Source organism: Ilumatobacter sp. (assembly GCF_030065885.1).
Taxonomy (GTDB): domain Bacteria; phylum Actinomycetota; class Acidimicrobiia; order Acidimicrobiales; family Ilumatobacteraceae; genus Ilumatobacter.
Genome location: NZ_JASJCS010000153.1, coordinates 1 through 12,641, shown reverse-complemented (window position 1 = coordinate 12,641; position 12,641 = coordinate 1). Strand labels below are relative to the sequence as shown.

General features: G+C 69.5%; 12 protein-coding genes and 1 pseudogene. 3 read left to right on the top strand and 10 right to left on the bottom strand.

What is annotated here, in order from left to right:
* A pseudogene (locus QNJ12_RS21955) lies at window positions 1-336 on the top strand (hypothetical protein); the annotation flags it as partial.
* A 41-nt stretch (window positions 337-377) separates the two neighbouring features.
* Window positions 378-1,163, top strand: a complete 786-nt coding sequence (locus tag QNJ12_RS21950; protein WP_300625980.1) for a crotonase/enoyl-CoA hydratase family protein — start codon at window positions 378-380, stop codon at window positions 1,161-1,163.
* 21 nt (window positions 1,164-1,184) lie between these two features.
* On the opposite strand, the gene QNJ12_RS21945 is transcribed toward QNJ12_RS21950, so the two are convergent.
* From QNJ12_RS21945 to QNJ12_RS21910, 8 genes are all read right to left on the bottom strand, one after another.
* Window positions 1,185-1,628 carry a GNAT family N-acetyltransferase gene (locus tag QNJ12_RS21945; protein ID WP_300625978.1) on the bottom strand — a complete coding sequence of 148 codons (444 nt, stop codon included), beginning with the start codon at window positions 1,626-1,628 and terminating at the stop codon, window positions 1,185-1,187.
* A complete protein-coding gene (locus QNJ12_RS21940) occupies window positions 1,625-2,038 on the bottom strand; it encodes a hypothetical protein (RefSeq protein WP_300625976.1) in 414 nt (137 codons plus the stop codon). Before QNJ12_RS21940 ends, QNJ12_RS21945 begins: the two co-directional genes overlap by 4 nt.
* Window positions 2,039-2,040: 2 nt before the next feature.
* A complete protein-coding gene (locus QNJ12_RS21935; RefSeq protein ID WP_300625974.1) occupies window positions 2,041-2,532 on the bottom strand; it encodes a hypothetical protein in 492 nt (163 codons plus the stop codon).
* Window positions 2,533-2,621: 89 nt separating this feature from the next.
* Entirely contained in the window at window positions 2,622-4,220 is a 1,599-nt protein-coding gene (locus QNJ12_RS21930) for an FAD-dependent thymidylate synthase (protein WP_300625973.1), read from the bottom strand.
* A 67-nt stretch (window positions 4,221-4,287) separates the two neighbouring features.
* Window positions 4,288-4,875, bottom strand: a complete 588-nt coding sequence (locus QNJ12_RS21925; RefSeq protein ID WP_300625971.1) for a hypothetical protein — start codon at window positions 4,873-4,875, stop codon at window positions 4,288-4,290.
* 13 nt (window positions 4,876-4,888) lie between these two features.
* The gene (locus QNJ12_RS21920) at window positions 4,889-7,513 is read right to left on the bottom strand and encodes a DEAD/DEAH box helicase (RefSeq protein ID WP_300625969.1); all 2,625 of its coding nucleotides are present in this window, start codon (window positions 7,511-7,513) and stop codon (window positions 4,889-4,891) included.
* Between the two features lie 39 nt (window positions 7,514-7,552).
* Window positions 7,553-8,371 (bottom strand): twin-arginine translocase subunit TatC, encoded by an 819-nt coding sequence (gene tatC / locus QNJ12_RS21915; RefSeq protein WP_300625967.1) that lies wholly within the window; start codon window positions 8,369-8,371, stop codon window positions 7,553-7,555.
* Window positions 8,368-9,066: a twin-arginine translocase TatA/TatE family subunit gene (locus QNJ12_RS21910; protein ID WP_300625965.1), complete on the bottom strand. Its 699-nt coding sequence runs from the start codon at window positions 9,064-9,066 to the stop codon at window positions 8,368-8,370. The genes tatC and QNJ12_RS21910 overlap by 4 nt, the downstream gene beginning before the upstream one ends.
* A 90-nt stretch (window positions 9,067-9,156) precedes the next feature.
* Here QNJ12_RS21910 and QNJ12_RS21905 point away from each other — a divergent pair, with 90 nt between their 5' ends.
* Window positions 9,157-9,888 (top strand): glycerophosphodiester phosphodiesterase, encoded by a 732-nt coding sequence (locus QNJ12_RS21905; protein ID WP_300625963.1) that lies wholly within the window; start codon window positions 9,157-9,159, stop codon window positions 9,886-9,888.
* 181 nt (window positions 9,889-10,069) lie between these two features.
* Here the strand turns inward: QNJ12_RS21905 and lepB are convergent, their stop codons facing one another.
* Together lepB and pafA are read right to left on the bottom strand one after the other, a co-directional pair.
* A complete protein-coding gene (gene lepB, locus QNJ12_RS21900; RefSeq protein ID WP_300625962.1) occupies window positions 10,070-10,732 on the bottom strand; it encodes a signal peptidase I in 663 nt (220 codons plus the stop codon).
* 54 nt (window positions 10,733-10,786) lie between these two features.
* Window positions 10,787-12,145: a Pup--protein ligase gene (pafA, locus tag QNJ12_RS21895; protein ID WP_300625959.1), complete on the bottom strand. Its 1,359-nt coding sequence runs from the start codon at window positions 12,143-12,145 to the stop codon at window positions 10,787-10,789.
* Window positions 12,146-12,641 lie beyond the last annotated feature (496 nt).

The following is a 12,641-nucleotide window of genomic DNA, read 5'->3' as shown; positions in this document are numbered from 1 at the left end:
CCCACCGAGCCTGGTGCCGACACCGACACGACCACCGAGAGCTCCCGCCCAGCGCCCGACGACCAGGCGACCGACACCGCGACCGGCCCCGGAACTGACGCCACGGCCGAGTCCGATGCCGACACCGACGCCACTGACCCGAACGCAGGCGAACCCACGCCGGAATCCGTGACCGACGCCGACACCGTGAGCGACCCCGGACCCGACGCCGACGCAGCCCCCGTGCCCGAGGCCGACTCGGCGAGCGCCGACCCCGGAGCCGACGGAGACTCGCCGGCCGACGCTCCCGCCGACGGGGCCCCGGTGAAGGACGTGCCACCGGTCGAGACGACCTGACGGGCTCGCTGCGCCGCCAGAGGCGGTCGTACGATGCCGCCATGTCCAACGTCGTCCGGTACGAAACGAACGGTCGCATCGCGATCATCACCCTCGATCGACCCGAGGCCAGGAACGCGGTGAACGGCGATGTCGCCGCCGGTGTCGAGGCCGCGATCGATCGCCTCGAGGACGACGCCGACGTCTGGGTTGGCATTCTCACTGCGAACACCGCGGCGCAGGACCGACCCGTCTTCTGCGCAGGCGCCGACCTGAAGGCGATCAACAGTGGTGAGGGCGCCTCGCTCAGCACCCAGCGCGGCGGCTTCGCCGGGTTCGTCTACCGCGAACGCCGGAAGCCGATCATCGCTGCCGTCGACGGGCTCGCCACTGCGGGCGGCTGCGAGATCGTCCTCGCCGCCGATCTGGTCGTCGCAACCACACGATCGGCGTTCGGCCTCGCCGAGGCGAAGCGGAACCTGATCGCTGCGGCAGGTGGACTGTTCCGGCTCCCGCGCGCGATCGGGCAGGCCGCTGCGATGGAGGCGATCCTCACCGGCGAACCGATCCCCGCCGAGCGAGCGCACGACCTCGGGCTGCTGTCCCGCCTGGTCGAACCAGGAGCGGCAGTCACCGAAGCGCTGGCGCTCGCCGAGCGGATCGCATCGTGCGCCCCGATGGCGGTGTGGGAGTCACGAGCGATCGTGCGCGCCGCACAGGACCACGACGACGAGAGCTTGATCCGCATGACCAACGAAGCACTCGGCCGCGTCATGGCCTCCGAGGACATCAAAGAGGGGCTGACCGCCTTCATCGAGAAGCGCCAGCCGAACTGGACCGGCACCTGAACGCGCGCAGCGGCCTCCCGATCAGGTGAGCGGCGTCGAGACGGTGATCAGCCGGGCCTTGATGCCTGCCCGCTCGTACAGGTTCTTCGTGTCGCGGTCACCGGGGAGCGCCTCGCCTTCGAGGTGGGCGGCACCGACCTCGCGGGCACTCGCGATGGCTGCGGCGAGCAACTGGTCGCCGAACCCGAGCTCACGCGCCTCGGGCGTGACGTAGACGTCGGCGATCGTGGCGACGCCGGCCTCGACCGTGGCGACGACGTACCCGACGACGACGTCGCCGATGTGAGCAACGAAGACGTGATCGAGTCCGATCACTCCGGCCCAGCGGCCGCCACGTGAAGGATGCGTCGCCAGCCAACGCGGACCGCCGCGCTGGGAGGCGAGAGCGGCGCGCGCCTCGGCTTCGAGCAGGTCGAGCTGCTCGGCGTCGTCGGGCGCCGCCGACCTGATGGTCGGATCGATCACGACCGGAGCTGCGCGATCCTGCCGAGCACCGTGCTGCGGTGCCGATGCTCGAGCTCATACTGCTCGACGATGTCGAGGTCGTCGTCGTCGAGCGTGGCCAGCCGGTCGACGACCTGGCGCGCCGCGAGCTGGTCGTAGCCCTCGATCGGCAGCTCGTCGTCGAGGTCGGACGGAGTTGCGGCCGCCGGCACCTCGGTCGACGCGTCGGGCGGAGCCGACGCAGAGACCTGTTCACGAGGGCCGGCGACGGCATCAGGCGACGGCGTCGACCGCGCCATCTGCTCGCTGAGCTGATCGCGCGCCACCCGCGCCACGAGCGAGAGCGAACGACGAGCCGCGATCGCCGAGCACAGCGGGACCGCGATGACGATGTCGACGATGCGGTCGATCGGGTCGCGGCCGGCGACCATGATCAGTGGAAGATCGGGCAGTCGTCGTCTTCGACCGGGCAGCCCGGTGCGTTGGGCCGCACGAGCAGGAAGCAGCTGGTGCAGAGGATCTCGTCGGCACGCTTCGGTTGCAGCCCGTCGGGCGTCTCGCCGCGGGCGTCCACGGCCGGCGCGACCTCGTCCTCCTCCTCGTCCTCGTCGTCGGCCGTGACCATGCGGTCCTTGAGGATCGTGTCGAGGTCGGCCTCGACGTCGTCGGGCGCGAGCAGCTCGTCGTCGTCCTCGTCCTCGTCGTCGGCGCCTTTGCGCTTGCGGGCGCGTGTGGCGGTCTCTTCCCCGTCGTCGTCCTCGTCGTCATCGTCGTCGTCGTCGACTGCGTCATCGTCGTCGTCATCGAGCGCGTCGACATCGTCGACGTCGTCATCGTCGACGAGGTCCGGGTCGGGTTCTTCCTCGAGATCCTCGTCGACGTCTTCGGTGTCCTCGTCCTCGATCTCGGTGTCGTCGTCAGCCATGTCACCTCACCTGGTCGCGCCGGATACTAGGCCCAACACACCCGAGCACCGTCGACCGGCGGTGTGACACCCGTCACAGAGAGCTGGGATCAGCCCTGGCGGCGTGCCTCGGCGCGCCGCTCGGCCGCGAGGCGCTCGAGCTCGGGTGCCTCGGTCGTCATGTGGGACATCGCCGCCGCGACCGCGTGGTGGCCCGCCTGCTCCGCGATCAACCGGTGCATGTCGAGCGCCACGCGGCGATACGCGGGATGTCCCTGCGGGGCCGAGCGCAGCTCGAGCATGTGCATGGCCTCGCGGGCATTGAACTGCATCACGTACCGCAACCGGTAAGCCATCGCCACCGCATAGGAGGCCTGCGGGGCGAACGTCTCGTGCAGTGCGTCGTACAGCCGTGCCGACCGGTCCATCGTCTCGTCGAACAGCGCGCCGACACCGGCCTGCTCGACCAGCTCGGGTCGCGTGTAGCCGTGGTTCGGCGTCAGCGCCTGCCACTCGATGGTCAACATGCGGTGGCGCTGGAGATCTCTGAAGGCGCCGTAGTCGGACAGGACGTCGAAGCGGTAATCGATGCGCTCGAAGGCCCTTCCCGGCTTGTGGCGCCGGTTCCGGCGCTCGCCGATGTACGCCCGCAGGAGCGCGACCTTCTCGTCGCTGCCGAGTGTTCGGACCCGCGAGAGCAGATCGGCCTCGGGCAGGCTCGAGTGGCTGTAGCAGATGGCCGCGATCAGCTTGTCCTCGGCATCGGGGTCGAAGTCGACGAGCGACACCTCCGGCGCCGGCTCGACCGGCGCCTCGCCGAACAGCTGGTCGACGAGCTCGGCGGTGTCCTGCCGCGTGGCTGCCAGGTACTCGCTCCACTGACCTCCACGGTCGGCGAGATCGACACGGCGGAGGAAGCTCGGGATGACCTTCCGGAGCTCGTGCAGCATCAGATCGGCATACGTGCGCGCCTCGGGCAGGGGGTTCGACCGCATGCGCAGCAACAACGCCTCGAAGGCCTGTCCGGTGCCGTAGATGCCCACGTTGGACAGCGAGGCGGCCGGCAGCATCCCGCGCGTGGCGTCGAGCGCCTTGGCCCGCGTCGCCTGGCGGTAGACGAAGTCGCTGTCGCCGGGATCCCTGGGGATCGTGTCGCGGACGTGGTTCGTGACCTCGGACACCGCTCGGGAGTAGGCGTCGAACATGCGATCCATGTCGCCGACGTACCGCGTGCCGAGCGAGCTGGCGAGCACCGCGGGGTCGCGGTGGAACCGGTACCGCCCGCCCAGCCGGGCGTCGTAGCCGATGTAGCGCGTGCTCTGCTCGAGGTAGCTCATCAACCGGCCCCACTCGAGGATCTTCGTCAGCAGGTTGGACGCCTGCTCGCAGGCCAGGTGGACGCCGCCGAGCTGTGCGACCGAGTCGTCGCCGTACTCGAAGAACACCTTCTCGTAGAGCTCCTCGGCGCGGTCGAGGCCGATCGTGGCATCGATCGATTCGTCACCCTCGATGTCGAGATCACCGACGAACTCGTCGAGGAACAGCCGGCGCAGGCTCTTGGCGCTGCGGCTGTAGCGGGCGAACAGCGCGCCCTTGACGACCTCGGGCAGGTTGACGAGCGCGAACACGGGACCGTCCAAATTGGTGAAGTACCGCCTGAGCACATCGGCTTCGTCGGGCGAGAACTCCTCGGGGACGTAGACGGTCACGGTGCGTCATCGTACGGTGCCGAGCCGACCCAGCCGGGGACCCAGGTCGGCAACCGGGCCGGACCGGTCACGCCAGGACGATCCCGGCGTCGGGATCGATCTCGACGACCAGCTCGCGCACCCCGCCGACCGTGATGCCGTCGATCTCGACCCGCATGGGTCGATCGAACCGGCGCTCGAACCTCGTCGACGACGACGTCGAGATCGCCGGATGCGGGAGGTGGGTGCCCGTCGGGAGCCGCCGTCGAGCGGACCACCGCTCGCGCATGCGCATCGCCGGATCGACGTCGACGACGTCGAAGCGACCGTCGTTCGGATGGGCCCTCGGGGCGACGTTCCACTCGCCGCGCGAGCCGACGTTCATGATCGCCACGACCGGGCCGCGCAGCCAGCCTCGCCGGGCGACGACGTGGGCGACGGCGGTGTGGTGGCGGCCGTCCGCGACGACGCGGAGCAGGTCGATCGGTAGGCGCTGCATGACGTCACGGGCCCCGGGCGACCCGAGCGTACGGAACAGGTCGCCCCCGCGGATCGCCACGGGCGGCGGTGTCTCGTCTGCGAGCACGTGCGCCAGCGCGGCGTCGGAGTCGACGACGAGCAGGCCGGCAGGTCGGCGGACCTCGCTCCCCCACGGCTCGCCCTTGCGAATCGTCATGCCGGGGGCGGCTTCATGTCGCCACCGAGGCGTCGGCGACGACGCCCCGGAACGCGGCATCAGCGGCGGCGCGCGCCGCGGACCGCGTGTCGGCCTCGTGAGCGACCACCGCGATCTGGCCGAGGACGTCGATCAGCTGCTTGACGGTTCGAACGAAGTCGCCGCCGGTCAGGTCGTCGTCGGCGACGACCTCGGCGAAACCCTCCCCTGCGACCCATGCGTACGCGACCGCGAAGAACGTCGGCTCGGGCGGTCGATGCTGTGCGACCCCGTGCTCGATCTCCAACGCGGACAGGTCCGAGCTGAGGCGCTCGATCGCCGCGGCCCGCTGCCGAACCCGGTCGTTCGGGAACCACGGCGCGGGCGGGTCGTCGGGCGAGCGGTGCTCGTACACGAACATCGAGACCAGGCCGGCGAGCGTGGCCGCGTCGACGCCGTCGAGGAGGCCGGTGCGCACTGCCTCGCTGACGAGCAGGTCGCTCTCGTGGAAGATCCGTGCGAGGTTCTCCCCGCCGTCGGTGAGCTTCCAGCGATCGAGGTCGACGCACTCGCGAGCTGCGAGCACGGCGAGCACCCCGTCGAACTCGCGGGTGAGGGTGGCGTGTCGGTGTTCGACCCGCCGCTGCAGCTGCTCGATGTCGCGGCCCACGCGGTCGGCCTGCTCCGCTGCTCGGAGGCGCTCGCGGAGGTCGGGGTCCTGTTCGAGCGGGTGCAGCCCGGTGCCGGGTGCTGCGTCGTGATCGTCGGCGGCGCGACGGTCGCGTGCCTGGCGGGGTGCGAGCCGTGCGGCGCGGACGCGTGTGCCGACCTCGATGCGATAGTCCTTGCGGTTCGGGGCGTACGTGCCCGGCAGGACGATCGATCCGAGCTGGCGAGGTGGCATCTCGAAGTCGGCTGCGGTGAGGTGCAGGGAGTGTCCGCTCGGCGTGATCGCCGTCAGGCGCAGTCCGCCCTTGCGGCTGGCGGTCGCGACGACGGCGACGGGCCCGTGGTACTTGCCCTTCGACGCGTGGATCACCGAGCCCGGGCGGAGTGCGTCGAGCGCCAGCTCGAACGCGCTGTCGCGGCCCGAGGGACCCTGTGCCGCAGCGATCAACTCGCGGTACTCCTCGATACTGCCGTACGGGCTCTGGGCAGCGACGTTGAGCTCGTCGAACCGCTCTCGCTGGCGCTGCAGCCGTCGTTCGAGGCGGACGACGTCGCGATCGCTCTGGAACTGGGCGAACGACAGCGCGAGCAGCTGGCGTGCGGTTCGTGCGTCGTACGTGCGAACCAGGTTGGCCGCCATGTTGTAGGTGGGACGGAACGCGGAGCGCAGATGGAAGCTCCGGCTGAGAGCGAGCTCGGCGACCTGGTCGAACCGGACGAACGGGCTCCAGAGCACCACCGCGGTGCCGAGCTCGTCGATGCCGCGCCGCCCGGCGCGGCCGGTGAGCTGGGTGTACTGACCCGGTGAGAGCGTCTCGTGGTGGTCGCCGGTGAACTTCGTCAGCTTCTCGATCACCACCGTTCGAGCCGGCATGTTGACGCCGACCGCGAGCGTCTCGGTCGCGAACACCACCTTGGTCAGGCCCTCCACGAAGCACGCTTCGACCACCTCCTTGAAGGGGGGCACCATGCCGGCGTGGTGCGGTGCGACGCCGGCCTCGAGTTGGGTGATGAAGCGCTGGTAGCCGAGGAGGTCGAGGTCGGCATCGACCAGCCCGGCGAGCCGCTGGTCGGCGATCTCGCGAACCCGGGCGCACTCGGGCTCGTCGAGGAGCCGGACGCCGGCGGCGACGCATGCCTGCGCGGCCTCCTCGCACTGGGCACGGCTGAAGATGAAGTAGATCGCCGGGAGGAGCTGCCGATCGGCGAGCAGGTCGACGGTGTCGATGCGGGTCGGTGCGGCGAGCCGGCGGGCGCCACTCCCCCGCGGAGTACGCTCTCGGCGCCGGCCGTTGCGGTGGCGGAGCGCACTGGCGTCGAGCCGCAGCGCATCCGGGTTGGGACGACCGTCGACGATCGTCGGCAGCATGGTCAATCGGTCGTTGGTCAGGTCGGCGACGAAGTAGTGGTTGTCGAGTCGCACGGGCCGCCGCTCCTCGAGGATCCAGCGTGTGGGCCCGCGTACGGTCTCGATCCACTCGGCCAGCTCGGCGGCGTTGCTGACGGTGGCCGACAGGCAGATCAGACGAACGTGTCGCGGGAGGTGGATGATGACCTCCTCCCACACCGGACCTCGGTACGTGTCCTGCAGGAAGTGCACCTCGTCCAGCACGACGGCGGTGAGGTCGTCGAGACGGCGACCGGCGTAGATCATGTTGCGGAGCACCTCGGTGGTCATGACCACGATCGGCGCATCGCCGTTGATCGAGTTGTCGCCGGTCAGGAGCCCGGCGGCGTCGACGCCGTGGTGCTCGACGAGGTCGCGGTACTTCTGGTTCGAGAGCGCCTTGATCGGTGTGGTGTAGAACGCGCGGCGGCCGTCGCGCAGCGCCGTCTCGGCGCCGTACTCGGCCACGACCGTCTTGCCGCTCCCCGTGGGAGCCGCGACGACGACGTGCTCTCCTGCGTCGAGGGCGTCGAGGGCGTCGAGCTGGAATCGATCGAGGTCGAAGGGGTAGCGAGCGAGGATCTCGCCACGATCGGGCCGCACGGTGTCAGTCTCGCAGCTGGTGTCGCCGACCGGCGTCGATCAGGCCTCGGCCCGTTGACGTCGACGTTGCGCCAGCCGCCCGATCAGGATCGCGACGAAGAACAGGATCACCATCGGCACCGACAGGGCCAGCAGCGAGATCGGGTCGCCCGACGGGGTGATGGCGGCTGCGACGAAGAACGTGCCGACGATCGCGTACCTCCAGCCACCGAGCAACGTCTGCGGCGTGACGACGCCGATCAACTGGAGGAACACCAACATCACCGGGATCGTGAACCCGACGCCGAAGGCGACGACCATCAGCGTCACGAGCCGGACGTAGGCCTGCACCTGGAAAAGTGGATCGACGTCCTCGCCCGCCCAGCTGATGAGGAACTCGAGCGCCCGTTCGAGAGTGGTGAACGCGATGAAGCCGCCGGCGAGGAACAGCACGATCGACGACGACACGAACCCGAGCGCGTAGCGCTTCTCGCTCTTGTGGAGCGCCGGCACGATGAACTTCCACAGCTGCCAGAGCAGCACGGGGAGGGCGAGGACGATGCCGCCGTAGAAGCCGATCCGGAGCCGCGTCGAGAACCCCTCGATCGGGTCGGGGTTGAAGAGCATCACCTCGCCGGTCGCCTCGTCGAACGATCGCCCGCAGTACTCGGGCTCCTGGCGCCGGCACAGGTCACCGTACGGCTCGAGCAACCAGCCCATCACGGTGTCGTAGAAGGCGATCACGAGGATCGACCCGATCACGATGGCGAGAGCGCTCCTGATGATCCGCATCCGCAGCTCGGCGAGATGCTCCATCAGGGTCATCTGCTCGCTGGCCGGATCCGGCTGCTGCTTGCGCCGAAACCGCAGGCGGCTCACTCGCGGGGCTCCTCGACGGCGTCGGCAGCGGACCCGGCGCCGGCCGGCGGGTCCTCATCGGTGGGCTCGCGGCCGGCCTCGTGCTCGGTCGGGTCGACGGGTGCCGATTCGGCCGGTGCGGGAGAGATCACCTGATCACCCGACCAGCGCTGAGGCTGCTCGGGTCGTGTCGCCGGGGCCGCCGAGATGTTCTGTGACGACGAGAACGGCTTCGGCGGCGGCTGCGTGACGGGATCGGATTCCCTGAGCCCACCGTCGATGACGTCGTCGGCCGCCGCACCGGCGACCTCGCCGGCCCCGACCTCGCCGTCCCGGACCTCCCCGTCGTCGGACGCTCGGTCCTCGCCGGTCGCGTCGTCGGCGGCGTCGGGCGGCTCGAACGTGGGTGTGTCCTCGGTCGGTTCGGGCGCGTCGACCGGTCCCATCTCGGCCGACTTGGGCTTCTCGGCCCGATCGCCCGTCTGCAGCCGCTGGAGGTCGGCCGACTCTCGCAACAGGTTGGCGGTCTCCTTGACCTCGCGCATCGGCTCGTCGACGACTGCCCGGAACTCCTGCTGGAAGCCCGACGACATCTTCTTCAGCTCGGCGTAGAACTGCCCGGCCTTCCGCATGGCGTCGGGGAGCTTCTCGGGCCCGAGCACGACGAGCGCGAGCAGCAGGATGATGATGATCTCGCCGCCCTGCAGGTTGAACACGATGCGGAGTCTACGAGCCGCTCGCCGAAGGCCATGGTCGTCGCCGACCGGTGCGGGGGCCGACCCGGGCGAACTGCCAGGATGTCCCCGGTGCAACAACGGATCCCGTCAGTGCTCGACCCGCCGATCATGTTCGCGCACCGCGGCGCACGTGCCCACGCTCAGGAGAACACGATCGACGCCTTCCGGCTCGCGTTGCGGCTCGGTGCCACCGGCCTCGAGAGCGACGTCTGGCGTACCGCCGACGGTGTCCTCGTGCTCGACCACGACGGCGAGGTGCGGCGTGGCAGGCTCCGCAAGCAACCGATCTCGGCCGTGCGGCGCGACGAGTTGCCCGAGCACATCCCGACGTTGACCGAGCTGATCGATGCCTGCGGGACCGGATATCACCTCTCGCTCGACCTCAAGGACGAGGCTGCGGGGCCGGCCGTGATCGAGCTCGTCCGCAGCCGGGCGCCCGAGCTCCTCGACCGGCTGTGGTTGTGCCATCCCGACGTCGATGCGCTCGTCGAGCTGCGGCCCCTCGACGACACGGTCAAGCTGGTCGACTCGACGCGCCTCGAGCGCATCGGCGAGGGACCCGAGCGGCGCGCTGCCCGGCTCGCCAAGGAGGGCGTCGACGGGATCAACCTGCGCCAGCCCGACTGGAACGGCGGCCTGGTGACGCTCTTCCATCGCTTCGGTCTCACCGCCTTCTCGTGGGACCTGCAGTTCGACCACGTGCTCCGCCCGGCATTCAGGATGGGCATCGACGCCGTCTACAGCGACCACGTCGACCGCATGGTCGACGCCTTCCAACACGAGATCGGCACAGGGCCGTAGGCAGCCGACAGCACCATCGACGAGACCACCCAGCGGGGGTGGCGTGAAGGGGGCGAGTGGTCGGCCCCTCCGCCATCGACCGATCCGACTCGGTCGGTCGGTCGATCAGAGCTGGGTGCGCCGGAGGCGACCCATCATCCGAGGTGCGAAGTCGAGCGAAGCGAGCGAATGCCGAGGCCGGTCACAACCACTGCCAGCTGGATCGCGGCCAGAACACGACGAACGCCCGGCCGACGAGATCGTCGTACGGGATCGTGCCGAGCTGACGGGAGTCACTCGAGCCGTTGCGGTTGTCGCCGAGCACGAACACGTGCTCGTCCGGCACGGTCAGAGGCTGGATGTCGCCACCGCAGCGACCCGGTGCGACCACCGCCGGGTCGAGGTACGGCTCCTGGAGCACCAGCCCGTCGATCCGGACCACGCAGTTGACCATCTCGATCTCTTCACCGGGGAGCGCGATCACCCGCTTGATGAGGTCGCGCTGACTGCTGCCACTGATCTCGTGCAGCACGACCACGTCGCCGCGATTCGGGTCGTGGAGCCGGTACGACATCTTGTTGACGAACACCCGATCGCCCTCGTCGAGCGTGGAGTACATCGACTCGCCCTCGACGACGAAGTGTGCGAGCAGGAACGTGCGCACCAGGATCGCGACGAGGAGCGCCACGCCCACGACGACGACCCAGTCGAAGAAGGCGCGGGCGCCGGGCGGGAGGCCGGGCTTCGGTTCCTCCTCGACGTCCGCCGTGCCGTCGCCGCCGTTGCCCGCACCTGCCGCGCCCGCCTCGGGAGCAGGGGCTTCAGCGGTGGTGCCGCTGCTCGGAAGGTCGTAGGTCTCGGTCACGCAGGTCTCAACGGTATCGGAGGATGTCGCGGTCGTTGCAGCGCTCGGGCTGCCTCACAGACTCTCGATCAACTTCTCGACCCGTTCGTCGCGACTCTTGAACGGGTCCTTGCAGAGCACCGTCCGCTGGGCCTGGTCGTTGAGCTTCAGATGAACCCAGTCGACCGTGTAGTCGCGTCGCCGTTCCTTGGCGCGCTTGACGAATTCGCCACGCAGCCTGGCCCGCGTCGTCTGCGGCGGCGTGTCGACGGCCTGCTCGATGTCATCGTCGACGCAGACCCGCTCGACGAGCCCTCGATCCTGCAGGCGATGGAACGGGCTCCGCTCGCGGGCGACATCGTGGTACTGCAGGTCGAGCAGCTGCACACGCGCATGCCCAAGGGGCAGATCGTGACGCTCGCGATACGCCTCGATCAGCTTGTACTTGATGACCCAGTCGATCTCGCGGTCGAGCTTCATCGGGTCGTTCTCGAGGTGGGTCACGCAGTGCTCCCACATGTCGAGCGCCCGCTGCTCGAGCGGCGGGAACCCGTGGCTGTCGGCGTATCGCAGCGCCCGGTCGAGGTACTCGCGTTGGATGTCGAGACCGCTGACCTCACGGCCGTTGGCGAGTCGGACGGTGCGGCGGCACGTCATGTCGTGGCTGATCTCGCGGATGGCCCGGATCGGGTTCTCGAGCGTCATGTCGCGCAGCACGACGTTGCTGTCCTCGAGCATCCGCAACATGCACGCGGCGGCGCCCACCTTCAGGAACGTCGCGTACTCGCTCATGTTCGAGTCGCCGACGATGACGTGTAGCCGGCGGTACTTCTCGGCGTCGGCGTGCGGTTCGTCGCGGGTGTTGATGATCGGTCGGCTGCGCGTGGTGGCCGAGCTGACGCCCTCCCAGATGTGCTCGGCCCGTTGCGCGATCGAGTAGGTGGCGCCCCGGGCGGTCTGCAGCACCTTGCCCGCGCCGGCGTAGATCTGGCGGCTGACGAGGAACGGGATCAGGACCTCGGCGTAGTACGACACGTCGTCGCTGCGGTGGGTCAGGTAGTTCTCGTGACACCCGTAGCTGTTGCCCGCCGAGTCGGTGTTGTTCTTGAACAGGTAGATCGTGCCGCGGATCGACTCCTCCGCGAGGCGCTGCTCGGCCGACTCGACGAGCGATTCGAGGATTCGCTCCCCCGCCTTGTCGTGCACGACGAGGTCGTACAGCGAGTCGCACTCGGGCGTCGCGTACTCGGGATGCGACCCGACGTCGAGGTAGAGCCGGGCCCCGTTCTGGAGGAAGACGTTCGACGACCGGCCCCACGAGACGACGCGACGGAACAGGTACCGGGCGACCTCGTCGGGGCTCAACCGTCGCTGCCCGCGCAGCGTGCAGGTCACCCCGTACTCGCTCTCGAGCCCGAAGATCCGGCGCTCCATGTGGGCACCGTAGCGCTCCTCGGCCTCACTCGCTCGGCTTGCCCGGCTCCTCGGCCTCACTCGCTCGCTGCGCTCGCTCCGTTCGGTCCGAAGTTGGCGCGACCGCGCGGCGGGTCACGTGGGGACCGGACGGGCCAAGCCCGTCCTGCTGCGCTCATGTCATCACGGGCTGGCGGGCACGGACACTGATCGCGTCGGCACTGTCGGCACGCACCGACGGCATCTGAGTCTCTGAGTCGGAGCTGAGGTCGTCGAGCGCAAGGCAGCCGAGCGCCCGAGTTGCCTCCGGGCAACGAGCGGCCGACGGCAACGAAGCGATCGGCGGCCTCAGCCTGCTGAGCAGGCCGGCACCGCACCCGGATCACGTCGCCGCTGTCCCCACGCACCGACGAAGTTCGAGTCTCTGAGTCGGAGCTGAGGTCGTCGAGCGCAAGGCAGCCGAGCGCCCGAGTTGCCTCCGGGCAACGAGCGGCCGACGGCAACGAAGCGATCGACG